The organism is Acinetobacter sp. V89_7, assembly GCF_029967895.1.
Classification (GTDB): Bacteria; Pseudomonadota; Gammaproteobacteria; order Pseudomonadales; family Moraxellaceae; genus Acinetobacter; species Acinetobacter soli.
This window is the reverse complement of record NZ_JASCAJ010000017.1, coordinates 451,079-475,120: the sequence shown is the minus strand read 5'-3', so window position 1 is coordinate 475,120 and position 24,042 is coordinate 451,079. Positions and strand designations below refer to the sequence as shown.

Annotated in this window: 22 protein-coding genes; 13 read left to right on the top strand and 9 right to left on the bottom strand. The window is 40.1% G+C overall.

Annotation, left to right across the window (positions count from 1 at the left end; all coding sequences use genetic code 11):
* Positions 1-2: 2 nt before the first annotated feature.
* Positions 3-875: an NAD(P)-dependent oxidoreductase gene (locus QLG00_RS03455; protein WP_004938627.1), complete on the top strand. Its 873-nt coding sequence runs from the start codon at positions 3-5 to the stop codon at positions 873-875.
* A 54-nt stretch (positions 876-929) separates the two neighbouring features.
* Here the strand turns inward: QLG00_RS03455 and QLG00_RS03450 are convergent, their stop codons facing one another.
* Entirely contained in the window at positions 930-1,475 is a 546-nt protein-coding gene (locus tag QLG00_RS03450; RefSeq protein ID WP_025094802.1) for a hotdog fold domain-containing protein, read from the bottom strand.
* Between the two features lie 333 nt (positions 1,476-1,808).
* Here QLG00_RS03450 and QLG00_RS03445 point away from each other — a divergent pair, with 333 nt between their 5' ends.
* From QLG00_RS03445 to QLG00_RS03435, 3 genes are all read left to right on the top strand, one after another.
* On the top strand, positions 1,809-2,078 hold the full coding sequence (locus tag QLG00_RS03445) for a YARHG domain-containing protein (RefSeq protein WP_004938629.1): 270 nt from the start codon (positions 1,809-1,811) through the stop codon (positions 2,076-2,078).
* Positions 2,079-2,109: 31 nt separating this feature from the next.
* Positions 2,110-2,523 carry an HIT family protein gene (locus QLG00_RS03440; RefSeq protein WP_025094803.1) on the top strand — a complete coding sequence of 138 codons (414 nt, stop codon included), beginning with the start codon at positions 2,110-2,112 and terminating at the stop codon, positions 2,521-2,523.
* Positions 2,524-2,764: 241 nt separating this feature from the next.
* The gene (locus QLG00_RS03435) at positions 2,765-3,856 is read left to right on the top strand and encodes a porin (protein WP_119025791.1); all 1,092 of its coding nucleotides are present in this window, start codon (positions 2,765-2,767) and stop codon (positions 3,854-3,856) included.
* Positions 3,857-3,895: 39 nt separating this feature from the next.
* Here the strand turns inward: QLG00_RS03435 and QLG00_RS03430 are convergent, their stop codons facing one another.
* Both QLG00_RS03430 and QLG00_RS03425 read right to left on the bottom strand, forming a co-directional pair.
* Positions 3,896-4,522, bottom strand: coding sequence for a YidB family protein (locus tag QLG00_RS03430; RefSeq protein WP_055414627.1), 627 nt, complete (start codon positions 4,520-4,522; stop codon positions 3,896-3,898).
* A 103-nt stretch (positions 4,523-4,625) separates the two neighbouring features.
* Positions 4,626-5,087 (bottom strand): DUF6231 family protein, encoded by a 462-nt coding sequence (locus QLG00_RS03425; RefSeq protein WP_151791454.1) that lies wholly within the window; start codon positions 5,085-5,087, stop codon positions 4,626-4,628.
* A 33-nt stretch (positions 5,088-5,120) separates the two neighbouring features.
* On the opposite strand from QLG00_RS03425, the gene QLG00_RS03420 reads away from it, so the two are divergent.
* A complete protein-coding gene (locus QLG00_RS03420; protein ID WP_004938639.1) occupies positions 5,121-5,990 on the top strand; it encodes a DUF2797 domain-containing protein in 870 nt (289 codons plus the stop codon).
* Positions 5,991-6,021: 31 nt separating this feature from the next.
* Here the strand turns inward: QLG00_RS03420 and lpxB are convergent, their stop codons facing one another.
* Positions 6,022-7,197, bottom strand: a complete 1,176-nt coding sequence (gene lpxB, locus QLG00_RS03415; RefSeq protein WP_282470502.1) for a lipid-A-disaccharide synthase — start codon at positions 7,195-7,197, stop codon at positions 6,022-6,024.
* 232 nt (positions 7,198-7,429) lie between these two features.
* Here lpxB and QLG00_RS03410 point away from each other — a divergent pair, with 232 nt between their 5' ends.
* From QLG00_RS03410 to QLG00_RS03385, 6 genes are all read left to right on the top strand, one after another.
* Positions 7,430-9,592: a TonB-dependent siderophore receptor gene (locus QLG00_RS03410; protein ID WP_282470501.1), complete on the top strand. Its 2,163-nt coding sequence runs from the start codon at positions 7,430-7,432 to the stop codon at positions 9,590-9,592.
* 62 nt (positions 9,593-9,654) lie between these two features.
* Positions 9,655-9,948 (top strand): hypothetical protein, encoded by a 294-nt coding sequence (locus QLG00_RS03405; protein WP_151753775.1) that lies wholly within the window; start codon positions 9,655-9,657, stop codon positions 9,946-9,948.
* A gap of 3 nt (positions 9,949-9,951) precedes the next feature.
* Complete coding sequence (locus tag QLG00_RS03400; protein ID WP_282470500.1) at positions 9,952-11,523, top strand: PepSY-associated TM helix domain-containing protein; 1,572 nt, start codon at positions 9,952-9,954, stop codon at positions 11,521-11,523.
* A complete protein-coding gene (locus QLG00_RS03395) occupies positions 11,520-11,804 on the top strand; it encodes a hypothetical protein (RefSeq protein ID WP_004938660.1) in 285 nt (94 codons plus the stop codon). The genes QLG00_RS03400 and QLG00_RS03395 overlap by 4 nt, the downstream gene beginning before the upstream one ends.
* A 104-nt stretch (positions 11,805-11,908) precedes the next feature.
* Positions 11,909-12,784: a sulfite exporter TauE/SafE family protein gene (locus tag QLG00_RS03390; protein ID WP_151808362.1), complete on the top strand. Its 876-nt coding sequence runs from the start codon at positions 11,909-11,911 to the stop codon at positions 12,782-12,784.
* Positions 12,785-12,906: 122 nt separating this feature from the next.
* Positions 12,907-13,998: a 3-deoxy-7-phosphoheptulonate synthase gene (locus tag QLG00_RS03385; protein WP_004938664.1), complete on the top strand. Its 1,092-nt coding sequence runs from the start codon at positions 12,907-12,909 to the stop codon at positions 13,996-13,998.
* Between the two features lie 53 nt (positions 13,999-14,051).
* On the opposite strand, the gene QLG00_RS03380 is transcribed toward QLG00_RS03385, so the two are convergent.
* Positions 14,052-15,581 carry a TerC family protein gene (locus QLG00_RS03380; RefSeq protein WP_104125149.1) on the bottom strand — a complete coding sequence of 510 codons (1,530 nt, stop codon included), beginning with the start codon at positions 15,579-15,581 and terminating at the stop codon, positions 14,052-14,054.
* Between the two features lie 754 nt (positions 15,582-16,335).
* Here QLG00_RS03380 and QLG00_RS03375 point away from each other — a divergent pair.
* Positions 16,336-16,800: a MarR family transcriptional regulator gene (locus tag QLG00_RS03375; protein ID WP_004938667.1), complete on the top strand. Its 465-nt coding sequence runs from the start codon at positions 16,336-16,338 to the stop codon at positions 16,798-16,800.
* Here the strand turns inward: QLG00_RS03375 and QLG00_RS03370 are convergent.
* The 4 genes from QLG00_RS03370 to QLG00_RS03355 form a co-directional block, all read right to left on the bottom strand.
* Positions 16,797-17,456: an SOS response-associated peptidase family protein gene (locus QLG00_RS03370; protein ID WP_282470499.1), complete on the bottom strand. Its 660-nt coding sequence runs from the start codon at positions 17,454-17,456 to the stop codon at positions 16,797-16,799. The two genes, QLG00_RS03375 and QLG00_RS03370, sit on opposite strands and share 4 nt — an antisense overlap.
* A gap of 133 nt (positions 17,457-17,589) precedes the next feature.
* Positions 17,590-19,752 carry a malate synthase G gene (locus QLG00_RS03365; RefSeq protein WP_282470498.1) on the bottom strand — a complete coding sequence of 721 codons (2,163 nt, stop codon included), beginning with the start codon at positions 19,750-19,752 and terminating at the stop codon, positions 17,590-17,592.
* Between the two features lie 346 nt (positions 19,753-20,098).
* Complete coding sequence (gene zapE, locus QLG00_RS03360) at positions 20,099-21,241, bottom strand: cell division protein ZapE (protein WP_025095506.1); 1,143 nt, start codon at positions 21,239-21,241, stop codon at positions 20,099-20,101.
* An 88-nt stretch (positions 21,242-21,329) separates the two neighbouring features.
* Complete coding sequence (locus QLG00_RS03355; RefSeq protein ID WP_119026192.1) at positions 21,330-22,340, bottom strand: AraC family transcriptional regulator; 1,011 nt, start codon at positions 22,338-22,340, stop codon at positions 21,330-21,332.
* Positions 22,341-22,493: 153 nt separating this feature from the next.
* Here QLG00_RS03355 and QLG00_RS03350 point away from each other — a divergent pair, with 153 nt between their 5' ends.
* Positions 22,494-24,005, top strand: a complete 1,512-nt coding sequence (locus QLG00_RS03350) for an NAD(P)/FAD-dependent oxidoreductase (protein WP_282470497.1) — start codon at positions 22,494-22,496, stop codon at positions 24,003-24,005.
* Positions 24,006-24,042: the final 37 nt, after the last annotated feature.

The following is a 24,042-nucleotide window of genomic DNA, read 5'->3' as shown; positions in this document are numbered from 1 at the left end:
CTATGATTCAATCAGTTGCATTTATCGGTTTAGGCGCTATGGGATATCGTATGGCGTCGCATTTACCGAAGCATTTTGACACGGTCTATGTATGGAATCGAAACTTTGAAAAAGCCAAACAACACGCCAATGAGTATGGTACTCAGGCAGTTGAACTTGAACAGGCTGTACAAGCCGATGTTATTTTTTCATGTTTACCTACCAGTACAGATGTCGAAAACCTGATTGAATCGTTACAACTTAAACCCGGCACTATCTGGGTAGATTGTACCAGTGGCGTGCCAGACTCAGCGCGCACCTTGTCTGAAACACTTAAAGCCCAAAATGTAGATTATCTCGATGCACCAGTGAGCGGTCAGACCATTGGCGCCGAAAATGCAACACTTACCGTGATGGTCGGTGGTGATGCCGCTGCCTTTGAGCGTGCCTATCCGGCGATGCAAGCGATTGGCAAATTGATCAAACATGTAGGTACATCTGGTGCGGGCTTTGCCGTGAAGGCCGTCAACAACATGTTGCTTGCAGTTAACCTGTGGTCGGTGGCAGAAGGATTTACTGCACTCAAAGCCCACGGCGTTAATTTAAATGAAGCGCTAGACTGCATCAATGCCTCAAGCGGAAAAAGTGGCGTGACTGAAACCGTGTTGCCTCAGCGTGTGTTAAATCGAAGCTTTCCGGTCACATTTGCACTTCCGCTCTTAGCAAAAGACACTGGAATTGCATTAGATTTACTGCAATCTGCAAAACTTCCTGCACCAGTGATAGGATTAACGCAAAGCCTGATTCAGGCCGCAAGCGCAACAGCCGACGAAAATAGTGATTTTTCTGCGGCTGTAAAGTTTTATGAATCTTGGAGCAAAATCACACTTGAATAGCCAAAATTCTAAAAGTCGCATGCTTTTACTATAAGCTATTCATACAAGTCATTTTTAGGTAAGAGAATCATCTAGTGTTCTTTTACCTTTTTTATTCTTTTCTGTCACCCAAAGGGTAATGACACCATCGACCACCAACACGCCATCGGCTGTGTGTGCCTGAACCTTAATTTCAAAATCACCCGTATGCCAATCTTGTGCAATCGAAGCGGTCAGCTTGATATCTGAATCGGCCTTCGCCAAATAACTGACTTGCATTCCTTTGGGTAACCAACGTAAATGTTTTGGAACAGATGCTTCTGCCAATACGCCCATTACAAATTCAAGCCCATTACAAATGGCAATCACGTGCACTGTACCAATATGATTTTCTAAAGATCTTCTTTTCTTGATATGGGCGATACAGCTTTGCGTATCTAAATGCTCAATCACAGGATCAACTGTTTTAAAATAAGGTGCGACCCGACTCACTACTTTAGATAAAACCGTTAAACCACCCGGTATGTGGCGGAGTGATTTAAATAGCGCCAATACATCATTTTCATGTGGATGCGGCTGCTTTAAAAATTTTGCTTTTAAACTTGAAATATAATGACTCATGTCTTTGCTCTTTTGAGAATTTGATTGCATTACACTGGGGTGATCTTAATTGCCGTACTCAAATCACGCACTAAACTGAAATTGAGGGTATCACCCAGATGCACTTTTGATAACAATAAAAACTGAACCACTCGTTTAAAACCATAAAAACTAAGCTATTTTTATCGCTTCATGAAGTATTACAGGAAGTATCGGCGCTTTTTTACAAGATATGGATGAAATATGAAGCGAAATTACACTTGAGTAATTATTCAGCATTGAATTATTTTTGAAACCCCTTATATTGGGAAATAGGTCGTTACAATTAAGTCGACGATACAAGAGGAAAAGCGCATGAATAAGCTTGCTGTTGCATTTTTTACTGGACTCATTACCTTAAGTGGTGCCTCAGTGTTCGCTGCAACACCTGAACAAGAGTGTAAAAAACTGCAAGATGATTACAACCTCATTTATGCAGCAAAAGGCTTCTGCTTTAAAGATCCGGAAGCGAAAGCCAAATATGGTAATGATAACTGCTTTACCACCAAGCCAAAGTTTTCAGACAAAGAGCAGCAACGACTTGACCAGATCAAAGATCGTCAGAAAGAATTGAACTGTAAATAATCCCTGCTGTTGATGTTGATAAGGAATAAACATGGCTTACGATGACCAAAACATTTTTGCGCGTATTTTACGTGGTGAACTTCCGGCTATAAAAGTGTATGAAGATGATCACGTGCTTGCATTTATGGATATCATGCCTCAGGCCGATGGTCATACACTTGTGATACCAAAAACTCCTGCTGAAACTCTGCTGGATTTACCAGCTGATGCAGCAGCCTACACCATTCAAATTGTGCAAAAAGTTGCGCAGGCAATTGAGAAAGCACTTGATGCCAAAGGCATTGTATTAATGCAATTATCTGGTGCGGCGGCAGGTCAAACGGTTCCACACGTACACTTTCATCTGATTCCAAGTTCAATTCATGAACTCGGCCGCCATGCAGCCCAAATGGGTGATCAAGAGAAAATTGCTGGGTTTGCAGAAAAAATTAAAGCTGCACTCTAGTCGTTATAGAAATTAAAAGGAGCTTCGGCTCCTTTTTTTATTGGTCAATTTAAGCATAGAGAATAAAAATAAGTTTTCCATAACTCGTCATTAAATTGTCACTTAGTCTTCACCCCTTTGTAACAAAGTTTGCAGATACTGCTTAGCAAGTTGGTGAGCTTATGTAACTTTTTGTACAGAAGCAAACTTATAAAAGTGAATTGGATCTTCTGCCAGTTACAAAAAATCGTGGAGATATTTAATGAAAAAATTGCTTCTTGTTGCTGCTGTTTCAACGTTGGGGTTTAGTACTGTTCAAGCTGCACCTACACTATATGGTAAGTTGAACGTGACTTTGGATCAGGCTGACAATTTCGACTTTGCAGGCAACAACGTGACAGCGCTTAACTCAAATGCTTCACGTATCGGGATTAAAGGCGAAGAAAAATTAACCGATAAACTTTCTGTACTTTATTTGGCAGAATGGGCAATTTCGACTGATGGTTCTGGCTCTGACGGTGACTTGAATGCGCGTAACCGTTACTTGGGCTTAAAATTCAAGGATATCGGCAGCCTTAAAGCAGGTAAATACGATTCTTACTTTAAAACTGCGGCGGGTAACAACCAAGACATCTTTAACGATCACACCATTTTGGATATGACCTCTGTACTACATGGTGAAGAGCGTCTGAACAACGTGATTGGCTTTGAAACTGATAAAAATCTGATTATTCCGGGTTTGCAGTTCAATATCATGGCGCAGCAAGGCGAACAAAATACTGGTGACAATACTGCTTTGGGCCAAGAAGGCAAACGTAATGGCTTTGGTGACAGTATTTCAACCTCACTCAGCTACGAAAACAAAAATTATGGTTTGGCTGCTGCTATTGCAGGTAACTTTGGTGTGGCTGGTAAATACAATGCCTACAACCTTTCTGGCATTTACTCAGATGCAATCCGACTGACTGGTTCGGTTGATTTTGCAACTTATGGTCTAGATGGTTTTGTGGTAGGTGCGTTATGGCAAAATGCCAAACCAACTGACGATACTGTATCGACCACTGCAGGCTCTGTTGTGACCTCATACCGTGGCCTTGAAGAAGATGCTTATGGTATTACTGCAGCGTATGCGTTCCCATCAACACCATGGAAACTCAAAGCTGAATATATTGCCTCAGATACGTCTGTAGATACGCGTTCAGATCGCAAGATTTCACAATATGGCCTTGGGGTAGACTACAACCTCAATAAGCAAGCCCGCTTGTACGGCGTATTGGCTCAACAAAAACGTGACTGGTTAGCTAGCGATGATAAGCGTACCGTGATTGGTTTAGGTATGGAATACAATTTCTAAGCCTTACAGCTTATATAAAATAAAAGGGCTAATGCCCTTTTATTTTTTTAAGAAACCCGAAACCAAATTAAGCACATTTTGAATATCTTGATTGGCTTCTTGTGAGTTAGTCTTATCGCCTTGAGGCGTTAACGAGTTGATAATTTGTGGCAAAACTGACGAAATAGCACTATATACATCCTGCTTAGGTGCTTGAGTTTGCTGTGCCACCTGCTCGACCTCTTGATCATCAAAAAGCTGCTCAACCTGCTCCTTAGCCACATCATGGTTATTGGTTTGCTGAGGATCCACCCAGCTTTGCACCTGAGTACCCAGACCTGCATTTTTAAGCTTATCGAGCGCGCCTTGCAAACCACCTTGCTTTTGAATCCATGCCAAAATAAGTGGTACAACTGCAATCAGTAACGTTTGCGCTGTACTTTTGCCTGCTCCCGTTGCCGATGTATTTGAGCTGTTTCCAAACTGATTGAGCACTGAGCTTAAAATCCCGCCTAATCCGGTATTGGTATTTTGCTGCGGATTCGCTTGTTGCTGCTGCGTTTGGCCACTGAGTTGCCCAAGTACACTACCTAAAATCCCACCCAATCCACTATTTTGCGAAGATTGGGAATTATTGCCAAGCGCCTGCTTTGCGAGCGTTTCAACAATATTTTTTAAATCCGTCATTGTTCGAATCCTGCCATCATTTTTTCTATCGTCTTAGACAGCATAGAAAAAGCAGAGAGTGGATTCAAAATACAATTTGTATTTTTTACTTAACAATGGTGTATTACCAACGAAATTTATCCCAGTTTTCAGGGTTGGCCCAAAATTTGGAGTTAAACCAATCTGGTACATGTTTATAGGTCAAAATGTTAAATTGCCATAACGCAAAATCTGCATCGTGAATGGTTTTATCAATTAACTGGGTAAATCCTAATGAACGCAATAATTTCTCGTCTTGTCTTTTACTGACCACCACAATCCGTTTGGCCATTAAATCACGCAAACGGACCAGTACTTGCGCTTTTTCTGTCTCTGAAATGTTTTGCATTTCAGCGGTATCAAAAACAACAAAACCCAAATCATAACGCTGCGTAAAAGGAAGACTTAAAAACGCATTTACGCTAAAATAATGCCACTGAATTGCGCTATTTTGGTCAATATTCTGACCTATACAAAGTGCAGTATGTATGGGCTGTTCACTTGATAAATCGTCTAGCATAGAAGTGATGACATTCTGTTCAGCCATAACTGCAACCTTTCTTGATGAGAGTTTAAATTCATGGAACTACAAGGCATTTGCCATAAAATGCACGCAGCTGCCAAAGACTGTAGTGTAACTGATCCGCACACAAGCAAGGCAAATGTTGAATACAAATTTGTTTTAAATCGTTCAGAAGTTGATCTTCCATTTGTACCGGGTCAAGAAGTCGAAATTGAATGGACAGGTAATATTTATTGCACTTCTTGTGGTGCTAAAACACCTAAATCATATGCACAGGGTCACTGCTTTAAATGCTTTAAAACCAAAGCAGAGTGTGACCTATGTATTATGAAGCCCGAAACCTGTCATTATCATTTGGGTACCTGCCGTGAAAATGAGTTTGCACACAATGTGTGCTTTCAGCCGCATATCGTTTACTTGGCGAATTCAAGTGCATTAAAAGTGGGAATCACTCGTATCAGCCACATGCCAACCCGATGGCTTGATCAAGGTGCGACACAAGCCTTACCTATTTTTCGTGTTGGTTCGCGTCGTTTATCGGGTCATATCGAAACTTTATTTGGCTCTCAGGTTGCAGATAAAACTGACTGGCGTAAGCTACTGAAAGGTGAAGCAGAGCCGCTAGACCTTATAGAGCAACGCGATCAGCTTGTGCAAGAATTTGCACCTAAAATTCAGGCGATTCGGGATGAGTTTGGACAAAACCTTGAATTTAATGAAACGATTGAATTGCTTGAAAATGAAAAACCACGCGAATTTATTTATCCGGTAGAGCAATATCCAGAAAAAATTAAATCATTGAATCTGGATAAAACCCCTACCATTCGTGGTGTTTTACACGGGATTAAAGGTCAATATCTGATTTTTGAACAAGGCGTGATCAATGTTCGAAAATATTCAGGTTATGAGCTGATTATTCGTACTTAAATTCAGTTAAAGGAGCTAATCGCTCCTTTTTTTAGGTCTGAATCAATTTCAAAATTGCATCTACAGGGTTTTCTGTATCACCCGAAATAAGTTGTTTATGCATACTCAAGTGCTGCAAGGCTTGCAGTTGAGCCGTTTCCGTATGCATGAGCCTCTCTATTTCATTGGCTAAACGCTCGGGAGTCGCATCAGACTGAATCAGTTCTTCGATGACTTTCTTGCCGGCTATAATGTTGGGTAAAGAATAATACTGAATTTTGACCAGAAGTTTGGCAATGATATAAGTGATGGTATTTAACTTATAAAAAGTGACCATTGGACGGTGTAGCAGCATCGCCTCTAAGGTTGCCGTGCCTGATGCCAAGGCGACAACATCACTGGCATTCATCACCTGACGACCAATCTTAGATTCTTTGTCCTGATTTTCGAGCACATGGATTTTTTTCGCCCATGAACTTGGCTTACTTCGCAAATGGGCTTGGATCTGAGCTTTACGTTGCTCATTAATGGCGGGCATTAAAAATTCAAGTTCAGGATGTTGATTCGAAAGACGCTCGGCTGCTCCCATTAAAAGCGGCATTAATCGTTCGACTTCGCCCTTACGACTTCCCGGTAAAAGTGCAATATAAGTTTTTTCAGGATCAAGATTTAAGGCCTGTTTTGCTTCAACTAAAGGATTCTTTAATGGTAACTGCTTGGCCAGAGGATGTCCCACAAAAGCAGCATTTACCTGATGCTGCGCATAAAAATTTTTCTCGAATGGAAATAGGCACAGCACCAAATCAATCGTTTTTTTAATGCCATGTACCCGACCTTGCCGCCAGGCCCAAACAGACGGACTCACATATTGAACGGTTTTAATCGGAAGATTATTTTCTTTTAATGTTTTAGAAAGACGTAAATTAAAATCTGGTGCATCGATGCCTATAAATACATCTACCGGGTTCTCTGTCCACTTTTGTACCAAGCCATCTCGGACCGCAAAAAGTTTTTTTAAGTCTTTAAGTACTTCAACGATACCCATCACCGATAAGGTTTCCATCGGATAATAGCTTTTAAATCCTTCGGCGATCATTTGTGGGCCACCAATGCCTTCAAATTCTGCATCAATGCCTTGCGCTTTAAAGCTGCGCATTAATTCAACGCCTAGCGTATCGCCAGATACCTCACCAACCACAATTCCGATTTTTAATTTTTGGATAGACAAATGACGAGCCTTTTAACGAATTCACAAACACGCTTTGATAGTAACATACTCAAATTTGGAAAATAATTTTTCTATTCATGAGTGCCTTGAGGGTAGCAAAAAATTAAACCATGAATTCAAAATAACGTTGATTCATTATTTTACAATCCAAATTAACGATAAATAAATGATTGTGAGTTACATAAACAAACAATAAAATTAATGATAATTATTTTCATTCGTAAATATGGATATGAACGCACCACGCTCCCACCTGTTTAAACTTTCTGTCGTTGCGCTGGCAATTTCTCAAGTGCAATTGAGTTATGCTGAAGATGCCACATTGCCAGTCATCAAATTGCAAGCAGAATCAAATGCCGAGCAAAGTTCTGAGCAGACCAAAGCATACATCATAAAAAAAAGCAGCAGTGCAACCAAACTCAACATCGATGCGCAGGAAACACCCCAAACGATCAATGTAGTTACACGCCAGCAAATTGATGATTTTAAGTTAAATTCGACGCGAGATGTTTTGGCTCATACGCCTGGCGTAACTGTACTGAATCAGGAAACCGAACGAACGACATATATGTCACGTGGCTATGAAATTTCAAATATCCTTACCGATGGCGTTGGCTTTCCATTAACCAAATACAATTACAACAATACCAACCCAGATACCTATTTTTATGATCGTGTGGAAGTCGTAAAAGGTGCAGATGCGCTCAATAGTGCTTTTGGAGACCCTGGTGCAACCATCAATAATATTCGCAAGCGTCCAACTAAAGATTTTCAGGCGAGTGCAGGCATAAGCTATGGTTCTTGGAATACCCAGCGTTATGAAGCCGATATGTCTGGATCACTGACTTCAGATGGAAGTGTCCGTGGTCGAGTCATGGGTTACGAGCAAACTGGTGACAGTTATCTCGATAAATACTCACTGGAGAAGAATGGTTTTGCAGGAATTTTAGATGCTGATTTGACAGAAAGCACCACATTTACAGTGGGTTATAGCGAGCAAAATCATTTACCAAATGCCAATAATTGGGGAGCTTTGCCACTCTTAGATGGTCAAGGTCAACAAATCAGTTACAGCCGTAGTTATAACCCTGCACCAAATTGGGCATACTGGGACGGTAAAATCCAAAACGCATTTGCTGAACTCAAACAAAAACTTGGCGATACATGGACTGCCAAGCTGACCTATAATTATGAAAAAAATAAAAAAGACAGTCGACTACTGTATTACTACGGCTATCCGAATGCTGATGGCTCAAATGTCTCACTTTATGCAGGAGGTTATAAGGAAGTAAATCGTCGTAATCAATACAACTTTGACTTGAGTGGCGAATATACGCTCTGGGGCAAAAACCACGAAGCTAGCGTTGGCTACAGTCATGTCAACAGCAAACAAAAAGATCAGCAATCGACTGGCTTTATTAATGACAGCAATGTGAATAATGACTACTCACAAGGTTATTTAAGACAACTTACCACCAATTGGGCCAGTTGGACACCTCAATCGGTCACATGGTCAGATTTTGCCGAATCTGCTAATTATGAGCAAAACGTCGATTCAATCTATGCAGCGACGCGCCTGCATTTATCTGAAAAGCTCAAATTTATTTTAGGTGGTAATTACATTAAGGCTGAGAGTAAGGGAATAAGTTACGGTTCAGATATGTCGTTTAAAGACGATAAGGTGTCACCATACGCAGGCATTACTTATAGCTTTACGCCTGAATACATGGGCTATGCCAGCTATACTTCAATTTTCAGACCGCAAACAGGAATTGATCAGGCAACCAATCAAGCACTTAAGCCAATCGATGGTAAAAGTTACGAGTTAGGCGTGAAAAGTACATGGTTAGATAATGCATTGGTAGGAAGTTTAGCCGTATTTAAAACCGAGCAGAATAATTATCCACTGAAATCTTCAGACGGAAATCCACTGAATAGGAAAACGCTAACAAGTGATCTGGAATCTCAAGGTGTTGAAGTCACCCTAGCAGGCCAAATCACTGATCACACCAATATAGCATTTGGCTACACACAATTTAGCCTGAAAGATAAAGTCAATGGTGGACAAGCACGTACCTATAATCCAAATCAAACCATCAACCTTTTGGCGACCTATACAGTGCCTGCATTGCCAAAACTCAAGCTCGGTGCAGGTTTGCGTTGGCAAGATGCCACAAAACAATCCGATGTAGGTTTAGGCACCTCTTACCTGATTAAACAAAATGCCTATACATTGATCGACCTGATGGCAAGTTACGATGTGAATGAACATTTGAGCATACAAGCCAATGGTAAGAATGTGACCAACAAAAAATATTTAAACAGCTTTCCAGACGGTCAGGCCTATTATGGCGAGCCTGCAAATTATACCGTCAGTGTAAAGTTTAAATACTAAGACTTTATGGCTATGAAGCAGCATGCTGCATAGCCAATTGCTGCTTTGGGAAACTGGTTACCATGAAAAAAACTGCACGTCTCGATTACACATACACCATGGCTGTAATCTATCGATTTATCCTTGCTTTTATAGTGGGTTTTGTTGCGACAGCACTGCTTTCAGTTGCCCTCACCTTTATTTTAAATTTAGTACAACCCAAAGCAGAGTCGATTTATCTCGCAGGCTTTCTTTCAATATTATTTTATGTATTTTTTGTGATCTTCTCTTTTTGTATTCATTCACTTGTCAAATTAAGTCTATTCAGTGGCTTAGTTTGCTTATTTTTCTACCTGCTCATTGTAGGAGTAGCTTGAGCCATGCAAAAAAATATTCGTCAATCTATGGCATGGTTACATTCTTGGACAGGTCTTTTACTGGGCTGGCTACTCTTTGCGATCTTTTTGATGGGTTCGATGTCGTATTACCGTCACGAAATCACCATGTGGATGCAACCCGAATTAGCTCAGTACGATGTCGCTCAAGAAACAGCCCTCAAAACAGCCTATCAATATCTAGATGTGCATGCTCATGATGCTAAATCGTGGTATATCGGTGTAGCATCTGAAAAATCACCTGTGAATAATGTGTATTGGCAAAAAGCAGATGGTGGATTTGAACGCAAAACTTTAAATCCAGCCACAGGTCAAGAGCTGCAATTATCTGCGACCAAAGGCGGTGATTTCTTTTATGAATTTCACTTCCAGCTTTTTGGCGTACCCTATCTGGTTGGCCGCATCATTGTGTGTATTGCTGCCTTTATCATGTTGATTGCTTTGATTTCGGGCATTATCACGCATAAAAAAATCTTCACCGACTTTTTTACTTTAAGAACATTTAAATCGCAGCGCTCTTGGCTTGATTTTCACAATGTATCTTCTGTACTGGCTTTACCTTTTTTTCTGACCATTACATTTACCGGACTGGCCATTTTCTTTTATATTTACCTGCCTTGGGGGATGCAAAAACTCTATCCTGACGACCCCTTTCAGTATTTTAAAGAAATTCGTGCTAAAGCTACCGAGCAAACTGTTGTACCGAGTACACACCAAGATTTACCAATCAACACACTGCTTGCTACAGTACATAAAGAATGGGGCGATACAACATTAGATTCTGTAAGCGCGCAAAACCCGAACACTACACACAGTCAAATTACGTTCACGCAAAGCAAAGATGAAACGATTACCCAAAATCGTCCAACACTGACCTTAAATGCTCAAACTGGTGAAGTGATAGCCAACACTCGAAATGACAGTGCTATTGCAACATTGAGTTTTGGCGTATATGGCTTGCACATGGCAACTTTTGCACAACCCCTACTTCGCCTTGCCTTCTTTTTCTCGGGAATTTTGGGGTGTTTTATGATTGCCTCAGGATTATTACTATGGAGCTTAAAACGTCAATTACAAAACAAACAGCAGCGTTTTCATTTCGGGCATTATTTGGTAGATCGGCTCAATGTGGCGTCATTTGTGGGCTTACCGATTGCTATGCTGAGTTATTTATTTGCAAACCGCTTAACCGATGTACAGGCTTCTACAGCAAACTATGAAATTATCAGTTTCTTTACTGTCTGGCTCAGTAGTTTTTTACTGGCGCTTGTTACGCCAAGACAATTACTGTGGAAATCACAACTGAGCGTTTTTATTTTTTGTTCGATCTCTCTCGCATGTTTTAATCTGATGTATCTCCTTCAGCACGACTATGTTCATCATATCTCAAGCTATTGGATTTTTTTACGTATTGATCTTATGCTGATTATATTTGCCGGACTGGCTTTGTTTATTTTAAAAAATATTCATCCCATTCAAATGCATGCACACAAGAAATTAAGTAAAAAAATTCATTCTACCAAAAACACTAAAAATACTGAGGTCAATGCCTCATGATTGATCTGATTGCCTTTTTATTGATTTTACTCGGTATGTTCTTGCTTTACGCTGTGAGTACAAAACAGATAGAAAAAACCAAAAAATCAAGATTTCATCTACTCACCCGATCGGCATCCATCACCAGATGTATCGCTTGGTTATGTTTTCTTGCTGCGTGCGGATCACTTACTTATATTTACGGCAACAGCATTGGAATTGTGAGCTGGTTTATTTTTGCAACGCCGCTGGTTTTTTTATTGATTTGTACAGTAAACGATCTCAAAGCAAAAGCTAAATAATTGCTTTAGCGTTTTTTTGCATAAGCAAATCATTTTTCATCACAACCATTTATCTCAAAAAGTCATAAGATATGCATGTTTTGTGTATTTGGCTGATTAGTGAAATGTTTGGTCCTTTTGAGTTTATTTTGGCTGGTGTGTTAGTAGGGTTTTGCGTCGGTATTACAGGTGTTGGTGGCGGCTCACTGATGACACCTATTCTAATTAGTTTATTTAGAATTGAACCGCATATCGCGATTGGTACAGATTTGCTCTATGCCGCGATTTCAAAATTTTGTGGATCAATGGTCCATGCTAAAAAGCTCAATATTGTATGGCCAATCGTGCTTTGGTTAGCGGTGGGAAGTATTCCCGCGTCTTTTGCGACCTCTTGGGTACTTGAGCATTATTTGAGTCAATCTACACATTATAAAGCGGTCTTAACTATGGTATTGGGCTTTATGCTCACGCTTACGGGTATTTCTATTATTTTCCGCTCACGCATTGAAAAGTTTTTCATGCGCTTTCGTAAGCCAGATACCACTCAAATCAATGCTGAAAACCTCACCACCAATAAACGCATTTATGTAGTGATCATGGGTATCGTGCTGGGTGTGTTTGTGACCTTATCTTCGGTAGGTGCTGGTGCATTTGGAATCATGGCCTTGATTATCATGTTTCCAAACTTACCCATGATTCGTATTATTGGCTCTGATGTGGTACATGCCGTCTTGCTCACCTCGGTCGCAGGTTTAAGCCATATGAGTGCAGGTAATGTCGATTTCGTACTCCTGATGTGGTTATTGGTTGGATCTATTCCTGCCATCATTATTGGTACTTTAATCAGCTCAAAAATGCCAGAAAAACTGATTCGTAAAATTTTGGGTATCACCTTGTTTGCTTTGGGTGTCAATTTTATGATCAATCCAGTGAAGGCAAAACCAGTACAAAAACCTGCTGTTGTAGAACAGCACACACCTGAAAACACCACTAAAGTTTAAAGGATAGAACGGGTTAATCGATTTTTTTAAACGATTAATCCGTGCCAACTATAGCTTTATCATTCTCGTTTCATGGTATATTCAGTAAACAGAAAACCAGTAAGATCCAGTCAGTGACAGCAATGAATACTTTACAGTCCAATCCAGTTTCACAGCCAGATATCGATGATGTTAACATCAAAAGCATTCAACCTCTTGTAACCCCTGCCGAGCTAAAAGCAGAGTTGCCATTGACAGAAAGTGCCTATCAAACCGTATTACATGGTCGTGAAACCATTCGTAATATTCTTGATGGTTCGGACAAACGTGTCTTTGTTGTGATTGGCCCATGTTCTATTCATGATCCAAAAGCTGCTCATGAATATGCAGATCGTTTGAAAGTTCTCAGCGAAAAAGTAAAAGATACGCTTTACATCGTCATGCGCGTTTATTTTGAAAAACCACGTACCACAGTGGGTTGGAAAGGTTTAATTAACGATCCAGATATGGACGATTCTTTCAACATTGAAAAAGGGTTACGTATCGGACGCAAACTTTTACTTGAGTTGAATGAAAAAGGCTTACCTTGCGCAACTGAAGCTCTCGATCCAAACTCACCGCAGTATTATCAAGATTTAATTTCATGGTCAGCGATCGGCGCGCGGACAACTGAAAGCCAAACCCACCGTGAAATGTCGTCAGGTCTTTCATCGCCTGTAGGCTTTAAAAATGGTACCGACGGCGGTTTGACGGTTGCGACCAACGCGATGCAATCGGTTAAACACGGCCACAGCTTTTTGGGCCTCAATGAAAATGGTCAGGTTTCGGTTATTCATACCAGCGGAAACCCGTATGCACATGTGGTACTGCGTGGTGGTAATGGTAAACCAAACTATGATGCTGGCTCAGTCGCTGAAGCAGAAAACGCCTTGGCTAAAGCGAAGGTTAGCAATAAAATCATGATCGATGCCAGCCATGCGAACTCAAACAAAGACCCGTACTTACAGCCTCTGGTTCTAAAAAATGTGACCGAACAGATTTTAGAAGGCAACAAATCGATTGTTGGCCTGATGGTTGAAAGTCACTTAAAAGGTGGACGTCAGGATATTCCTGAAAATCTGTGTGATTTAGAGTACGGCAAATCTGTTACAGACGGCTGTATCGATTGGGACACCACTGAACAAGTGTTACTCGAAATGCACGAAACGCTCAAAACCGTTTTGCCTTCGCGTTAATTCCTTATATAAAAAAAGCTCTCATTCATGAGAGCTTTTTTTTACATTTCAAATTAATCAGTTGGATATATAATTTTCACTAATTTGATTCGATTGCCGTCCATTTCAATCACTTCGAAGTAAATTGTTTCGTACACAATCGAGGTACCCACCTGCACTTCTGTTTGGGTCTTGTCTAAGATCAAACCTGCCACACTGATATAGTCAGCATGATCTGGCATCAGCTCAATCATGCCTAACTCTAGCTCAAGCTGGTAAAGATCTAATAAACCATTGGCATGCCACGTACGCTCATCGACTTTAATCAAATCCAGTTGTTCGTCGGCATCTGGAAACTCACCCGCAATCGCTTCAAATACGTCTAGCGGTGAAATCAAACCTTGTACCACACCAAATTCATCACTGACCAAGACCAATGAACCTTTTGACGTTCTGAGTGTATTAATTGCATCAATCACTTTCATTTTTTCAAAAATGAAAATAGGTCGCTGACGTTTGAGTACATTCGAAAGTTCATCTGGATCATCTAAGGCATCAATCAAATCCTTAGCACGTGCAATTGTAATGACTTTATCCAGACTTCCTCGACATACCGGAAACAGACTATGTGGCACTGAGAGAATTTGTTCGCGGATAATGTCATGATCCTCATCGATGTTGATCCATGAAATTTGCGTGCGAGGCGTCATGATCGAGGCCACCGAGCGTTCTGCAAGTGTCAATACACCTCCAATCATATAACGCTCTTCACTCACAAAAAGGCCATCCGTATCTTTTTTATCAATTGGCGTACTGATTTCGTCTTTTTCACCCATCAGTTTAAAAATTGCATTCGCAGTCCGATGACGCAATGGAATTTTGGCTTGATGTTTTTCCACATTACGCTGCGAAAACTGATTAAAGGCTTCAATCAAAATTGCAACGCCAATACCCGAATAGATATACCCTTTTGGAATATGGAAACCAAAACCTTCTGCAATCAAGCTAATGCCGATCAGTAACAAGAAGCTTAAGCACAAGATTACTACAGTTGGATGTCGGTTAACAAAGTTAGTCAATGGTTTAGATGCGATGAGCATGACAATGACGGCAACAACAACGGCTGTCATCATGACATAAATGTTATCGACCATACCGATCGCGGTAATGACAGAATCTAAAGAGAAGACTGCATCAAGTACAATAATCTGCGTTACCACTGCCCAGAAACTGGCATAGGCCACTGAAGAATTTGTTTTGATTTCAGGCTTGCCTTCCATTTTTTCATGCAGTTCTGTAACAGCCTTGTACACCAAAAATAATCCACCAAAAAGAAGAATTAAGTCGCGACCAGAAAAACTGTAATCGAAGATAAAAACCAAAGGTTTGGTTAAAGTGACAAGCCATGAAATGACAGACAATAATGCCAAGCGCATGACCAAAGCCAATGAAAGGCCAATCACGCGTGCTTTATCACGTTGTTCAGGAGGTAATTTGTCGGCCAAAATGGCAATAAAAACGAGATTATCAATCCCTAAAACAATTTCCAATACAATTAAAGTAAGCAGCCCCACCCATATTCCTGGATCTAAAAGAAACTCCATCTTTAGATCTCCATCTTCTTATTTAAGGATGAGTAACACAATAACCTACACGGCGACGGATCCATATGGATAACCTCTACTTTTGAAAAACTTAAAATCATTATGCATAATTTTTTAAGGTTTTTTTAATTTTTTTGTGATTTTTAAATATTTTTTTACGTTCAATTTTTTAATTAAAAACAACTTATCGTATTTCTTTGTAAAACTGACAAAACAATCATCATTGAGTCAATCAAGTCTTTAAATCACCATTTATTTCACAAATTTTATTCATGTAAATACACTCAAGATGATTTTAAGTCAGCTTATTGATCAGTTTTTCTAATCAATTACTTGACATATGAAGTTGTTAAAATATCAAAAAATATGATCAATCTCTCAAAGTTACAAAATAATGTTTTAAGCATCAAATAAAAAGTAGAATTCATAAATTATAAAATCCGATAATGATTAAATAATAAACAATATATCAATATGATAAATATGGGAATTTTAATGAAAAAAATTGTGGGAATTTTATCATGAGTTAAATTATTATTTAATTTATCTATATATTTTGTGTAATTTTTATAGCAAGAAAATTACTCTACTTTTACAATTTTTATTTAAGGCAAGCTTAAATAATTTCTTTAAAGAATGACCAGTTAGGTTATATATTTTAAGCGCAAATTGAAAAAAATACGTTGCTTATAATTCAATATTTAAAATAAGATTACATTAAGGGATGAAAATTAAAACTGTTGAGGATGCAGCTATGACTAAAAAATATGATCGCTTCTTGCCATCAGAGAAGTCCTTCGACGTAAATAACTTTCCTTATTACTGGATCAGTCAAGTTCATGCCCAATATGTCATTAATATCGATAATGTGCTGAAAAAATACGGTCTCGATAATTCACGACGCCGCATCTTGCTGGCACTTTATTCAAGACCTAATGCCAGTGTTTCAGAGCTGTCTGAAATGGTGATCTCAAAAATGTCGACGACCACCAAAATTGTCTATCGCCTTAAAGATGAAGGCTATGTAAATACCTACTCTTGCGATGGTGATGCTCGAATTACACGTGTAGTGCTTACCGATCATGGTATGCAAATGATACACAAGATTAATGATTTGACTGGCGCTGTACTGGAGCAGTCTTTCGAAGGTCTAACGCCTTTGCAAATTGAAAAGATGATCGATGGCCTAAAAATCCTGTTTAGAAACCTTTCCAATTAATCAAAAAAATTCAGTTGATTGGTTTGCTTAGTGCGATTGAGCTTAGGAACATAGGCACATTCAAACTCTTCAACTGGAAAACCTTCAATAAAAGATTCAATATCTGGAATGGTCAAACTAAGCCACTGATCCAAGCGCTCTTCGGGAATCACCACCACAGAGCGCTTTACATCGCCTGGCTCATGGAACTCTCTCATCATAGGATGATCAATCGCATCCATGGTAATCATGGTCGCTGAACGAATCACTTGGTCATCAATCTTGCAAATCTCATAAAGTGCCGCAATAAAAAACGCTTTTTTATCCTTACGCCTTACACACCAACGCTGTGGTTTGCCTTGAATATATTTGGCTTCATAAAACTCAGTGACCGGAATCACGCCAAATTGACATTTGGTGGTTGGCTCAAAAAAACTTGCTTTCTGTAGTAGCGTTTCACTTCTGGCATTATAAGTTTTCTTGGCGATCGTAAGATCTGTTGCCCATTTAGGTACCAGACCAAACATGACCTCGCGCCATTGATATTCACTGTCTTTTTTAAACATTAATGGCAAGCTATAGCCCGGATAAACCTCATCCACATATTCAAAATCAATCATGGGCAACTGCTGTTGTTTCAATTGCTCCAATGTCAACGGTTTAAAATTGGCACACATTAATGTTGTCTGATGACCTATTTTGATTGGTGTCTTAGTGTAAAACCGAGACGGATTGAGGGTCAATTGATTACACATAAATCGATAAAAAAGCCGCAACATATGTTGCGGCTTTTCGCGACACACTGTTTACTTAATCACCTGTGTAACCTTTAAGTTTTAAACGTGCAGCATGTAGTAGAGGTTCGGTATAACCTGAAGGTTGTTCACCACCTTTAAAAATCAAATCTGAAGCAGCTTGGAATGCAATTCCTTCAAATCCAGGCGACATCGGCGTGTACCCTGGATCATTGGCATTTTGTTCATCCACTACTTTTGCCATACGCTTAAGCACCTCTTCAACCTGTGCTTTTGTCACGATACCGTGACGCAGCCAGTTTGCAACGTGCTGTGAGGAAATACGTAAAGTCGCGCGATCTTCCATTAGACCAACGTTATTAATGTCTGGCACTTTCGAACAACCCACACCTAAATCAACCCAGCGTACAACATAACCAAGAATACCTTGGCAGTTATTTTCTAGCTCTTTGGTAATTTCATCGGCAGACCAGTTGGTTTCTGTGGCTAATGGTGGTGTCAGCAAGTCATCAAGTGAAATCGGCTGTGTACTTAACAGCTCTTGTTGACGCTCTGTGACATTGCACTGATGGTAATGGATGGCATGGATCACCGCACCAGATGGTGAAGGCACCCAAGCACATGATGCACCTGCTTCAGGATGCTCAATCTTGGTGTTATACATGTCTAGCAGCATGTCTGGTTTTGGCCACATGCCCTTGCCAATTTGTGCTTTTCCACGTAAACCTGCTTGCAAACCAATCATAACATTGCGGTTTTCATAAGCTGGGAACCATTTTTGTCCTTTGATCTCACCCTTACGAACAAAAGGACCGGCTTCCATGAAAGTATGAATCTCATCACCAGTACGGTCCATGAAGCCTGTATTAATAAAGATGGTACGATCTTTGGCTTGGGCAATACAGTTTTTCAGGTTGACCGAAGTACGACGCTCTTCATCCATAATACCGACTTTGAGCGATTTTTCAGGTAAGCCAAGCGCCTTTTCAACGCGCTCAAACAGCTCAACCGTAAATGCAACCTCCTCTGGGCCATGCATTTTTGGTTTTACAATATACATCGATCCTTTGCGCGAGTTCTTAATGGTATTTTGACCTTTAATATCCACCACGGAAAGCAGTGGCGTAATCAAGGCATCCATAATACCTTCGTAAATTTCTTCACCATCAACCAAAATTGCAGGGTTAGTCATCAGGTGACCCACATTACGTAGCAGCATCAACGAACGGCCATGTAAAGTTGTGGTTCCACCAATCAAGTTTTTACATGTACGATCTTCACTGAGTTTACGTGTGATAGTTTTGCCATTTTTTTCAATTGACTCTTGCAATGTGCCTTGCATGAGCCCTAGCCAGTTACGATAACCTTCGACTTTTTCCTCTGCATCTACCGCAGCGACTGAATCTTCTAAATCCTGAATGGTCGTGATCGCAGCTTCAAGCATAAGGTCTTTCACCCCTGCTGCATCTGTTTGACCAATTGGACTGGTCGCATCAATTTCGATAATGACATGTAAACCATTATTTTTAAGCACGATTTCAGTTGGTGCTTGTTCATCGCCATTAAAACCAACAAATAAGGCTTCATGTTTCAAGGTGGTGCTTTCACCAGATTTTAATTGAATCACCAGTGCATTGTGCTCAACGCTATATTTCACTGCATCTGAATGAGAGCCTTGTGCCAATGGGAATGTTTCGTCTAGAAAGTTTTTTGCAAATGCAATCACTTTTGCACCGCGCGCAGGATTGTATCCCTTACCTTTCTCAGCTCCTCCTTCTTCAGAGATCACATCAAAGCCATATAGCGCATCATAGAGTGATCCCCAACGCGCGTTGGCAGCATTCAGTGAATAGCGTGCATTACGTACAGGAACCACCAATTGTGGTCCAGCCAGCAGTGCAATTTCTTCATCCACATTCTCTGTGGTAATTTGAAAATCTTCGACTTCAGGTAATAAGTAACCAATTTCTTTGAGAAAGGCTTTATAAGCACCTAGTTCAAATGTGTTATTGCGATGCCATTCATCAATTTGAGCTTGTAAATCATCTCGCTTCGCCAAAAGTGCCTTATTTTTTGGGCTCAGATCGACAACGACCTGCTCAAAGTTTTTCCAGTAGGTTTCACTGTCTAACCCCGAAGCAGTTAACGCTTCATTTTCTATAAAATCGTAAAGTTCTTTCGCAATCGCGAGCTTGCCTTTTTGAATACGTGCCGTCATCGTCTTTCCTGATATTGCTACTTTTTATACAAGAGATTCTAGTATAACCATTTATACCATCCTGAATAGCAGAATCACATTGTGAAATAACAAACATTTCACAGTAAAATTAAGCACCCAATTTACTTCGTTGTGTCTTGCAATCTCAGAAACTGAATTCTTGGTTTAAAGTATATAAAGTATGATCCATGTTAAAAAATAGCCAAAATTGGCTGGTTTATTCAACATATCCAAAACAACATGATTAGTTATAGCAAAATTTTTAGATTATTAAACAGATTTGAAAAATAATTTTTATGTGGATTTAAATATAATAAGGCATTCAAAATGAATGCCTTATCTTTAACTATGATGTTTTTGCGTCATCAATTTGTCGGTGAGCTGCGTGTAAATAATCGTCCGACTGCATTTCAAGCAAACGCGAACGGGTTCGCTCAATTTCAAACGCCAGTTTCTCGCCTTCGTATAACTCAATAATTGAATCTTGCGAAGTAAGTAGGAGCTTTACGCCGCGATCGTAAAATTCATCAACCAGATAAATAAAACGACGTGTGCCTTCGGAGAGGTAATCATTAAGATGCGGAACATTGCTTACCAAGACTGTATTGTAGATATTGGCAATCTCAATAAAATCGGCTGGACTACGTGGCTTAACACACAATTCTGAAAATTCACACCACAGTACATCTTCGGTATGACCTAAGGTTTCGACAATCCGGTTATTAATAGTAATCGGCTCTTGAGAAACCGTTTGTGAACGGGTAATTGCCTCAAAACGCTGTGTCATCCATTCACTTGCATCGGCACTTAACGGATATTTAAACAGTTGTGCCTGCTTGAGAACGCGAAGTCGATAATCCACACCTGCATCGACATTTAAAATAGTACAATTTTTTTGCAATAAATCGATGGTAGGTAAAAAGCGATCACGGTGAATACCGTTTTTATATAACCCTTCCGGTGCAATATTGGAGGTAGCCACCAAAGTCACGCCACGCGCAAAAAGCTTTTGAAACAGGTCACTTAAGATCATAGCATCGGTAACATTCGATACAAAAAACTCATCAAAGCAGATAATCACGGCATCTTTATAAATTTTGTCTGCAACTTGATCGAGAGGATTGCGCTGCCCCGAAAGCTTGTTGAGCTCACGATGTACATGCTGCATGAAATGATGAAAATGCATGCGTGTTTTACGACGAAATGGAATTGACTCAAAAAATTGATCCATCAGCCAAGTTTTGCCACGTCCAACACCGCCCCACATATATACACCTTTTGGTGAAGTTTGACGGCGAAAACGGCGAAAAGCCTTTTTAGATGCCTTATAACGATTTAACAGTTCTTGCCAAACACGCTCAAGCTCACTGACCGCTTGGGCTTGAGCTTCATCTGGCATGAATTGTCCGGACGCTAGCGCTTGTGCATAGCGTTCTGCTGGCGATAAGGGCGTAAAAGCGGTATTGTGCGAAGCGCTACTATTTGACATATCGTTCTGTGCTATCTGGGTCTGATGAAAAGTATATTAGATGTTGGTTGAATACATATAGAACTTTAGCTGCATAATGCAACACAACTTATTTACCATAGCGCCGGGGGCTTTGTCCAAACCATCGCTTAAATGCATGATTAAATGCAGCAGGTTCAGAGTAACCAAGCAATTCAGCAATCATTTCAATTGAGTATTCTTTATATTCCATAAGTTTGAGTGCTTTATCCTTAATCAACTGTTCACGTATTTTTTTATAGCTGGTGTCGTGTTGCTGTAATTGGTGTCGAAGTGTTCGCTCAGGTATATTTAGCGCAAAAGCCGTTTCTGCCATCGTTGGAATAACACCTTGTTGTAACTCCAGATAATCATGCACTTGCTGCACGAGCAGTGGTTGCTTTTTTTGCTCGGAATTTAAGCGATCAATTTCTGTCTGACATTTCACCTCATATACACGATGCGTAATTGCATCGGCAGATGGAATTTTTACATCCAACACATCCGCATCAAGACTAAAAGCCGCACACGTATGACCAAAATGCAGATTAGGACCATAATAATCGTAATATTGATGCAGTATTTGAGGGTCCTGAGGTGCTAAAAATGGCAATTCAACCCGAATCTCTGGCGCCATGAGCCCCATCATTTTATAAATATCTTGAATAAATTTATAAGTGCCTGAGACTTCACACTGTGCTCTGAGCAAACCTATTGAAGAGTTTAAATCTGATGGTCGGTATACCAAAGAAGTTTTTGCTGTGGTCGTAATTAGGTCTAGTTCACCTGAAAGGTGAGTCAGTTTTTGATATTCAATGCCTTTACAAATCGCTGTGCGGATACTGTCACTCGTAACAAGCAGCATCAATAGAGGGCCATAACCTGCCAATGCATAATGCTGCCCAATAAACAGTCCGTTTTCAGGCGCAACATCTTTTCCAATCACATACTGGATGTCCCACTCAAGTGAGTCATGAATGATCGAGTTCGGATCGATTGCATCGAGCTTAATTCCAATGGATGCCAAGCGTGTATCTACGTCGATACCCGCATTCCGCATACCTTGGATAAGATACATAAGTCCGAGGATGGAGCGCTTCATTCTTTCAACTATATTAAAACTACCAAAATGTTTTACTATAAATACCAATTAATTTTAATTGCCGAATCTATCAATTTTAATGGCAGTGCAATCATGGAATTTACAGATAGCAGTCTTTAATCTCATGCTTAAGGTTTAACCAAGGAATAAATCATGCAGCATGCATCCTATCAAAAGATTCAAACAATAAAGATTGCCATTATTGGAGCAGGTTTTGGTGGTTTAGCCATGGCCATTCGACTACTCCAAAACAATATTCGTGATTTTGTCGTGTTAGAAAAAGCAGCAGATTTAGGTGGAACATGGCGAGACAATCAGTATCCGGGGGCAGCCTGCGATGTTCAGTCGCATATGTATTCCCTTTCATTCGCTCCCAAAACTGACTGGTCTAAACGCTATGCAGAAGCCGATGAAATTTTTGGATATATGCAAGATCTAGCAGCGCGTTATCAATTCAAAGAATTTTGTCGTTTTGAACATGAAGTCATTTGCGCAAAATATGATGAAGATGGATGTTATTGGCATATCGACATTAAAGACCAAGCACCACTTCAAGCCCAATTCTTAATTTTTGCTTCGGGGCCTTTGCATGTTCCGCAAATCCCGCATATTCAAGGCATTGAAACATTCAAAGGAAAAGTGTTTCACTCATCTCAATGGGATCACAGCTACGATCTAAGTAATAAACATGTTGCATCGATTGGCACAGGTGGTAGTGCAATTCAATATATCCCCGAAATTGCACCTCAAGTCAAACAGCTTTACGTGATGCAGCGCACCGCAGCATGGGTAATTCCGCGCGATGAACGACGTTATTCAAAGCTGGATCAAGCATTATTTAAACACTCTGAAGCGTATCGCAAGCTGCATCGTACTCGACTGTACTGGAGTAATGAATCGCGGGTTGTACCGATTGTTAAACCCACCATTATGAAATACGGGCAAAAACTGGCAGAAGCATTTATTCGTTATCAGGTAAAAGATAAACAACTTGCCCAAAAACTTACACCCGATTTTGTCATGGGGTGTAAGCGAATTCTAATATCGAACAAATACTTCCCGACGTTTAATCGAGAAAATGTAGAACTTGTTACAGACGGCATTCGGGAATTAAAAGCACATAGCATAGTGACCAATGACGGTAAAGAACGCCCCATTGACTGTTTGATCTATGGCACGGGCTTTGTAACCGATCCGCGCATTTATCTAAAAAAGTTTGAATGCTATGGCAAGCAAAATATTGAACTCAAAACAGTGTGGAAAAATGGTCCAGAAAGCTATTATGGTATTTGTACGGCAGGCTTTCCAAATCTGTTTCAGTTACTCGGCCCCAATACCGTATTGGGTCACAATTCAGTGATTTTCATGATTGAATCACAAGTCGAGTATATTTTACAGTTAATTAGAAAAGTCGATCTGTCACAATGCAGCGCCATTGAAGTTAAACAAGAACAACAAGATCGATTCAATCAAAAAATTCAACAGCAATTGCAAGGTACCGTATGGCAAGCAGGAGGATGTGTCAGTTGGTATCAAACCCAAGAAGGAAAAAACTTTTCACTCTGGCCAACGTATACTTGGCAATACTGGCTTCAAACCCGTAAAGTTGATATCGCGGATTATCATCTCTGGTCAAATCGGTATGCAAAAAAGATTGCAGTATAATTGATGATCGTCATAATAAGTAAGTTGTCTACAGCTT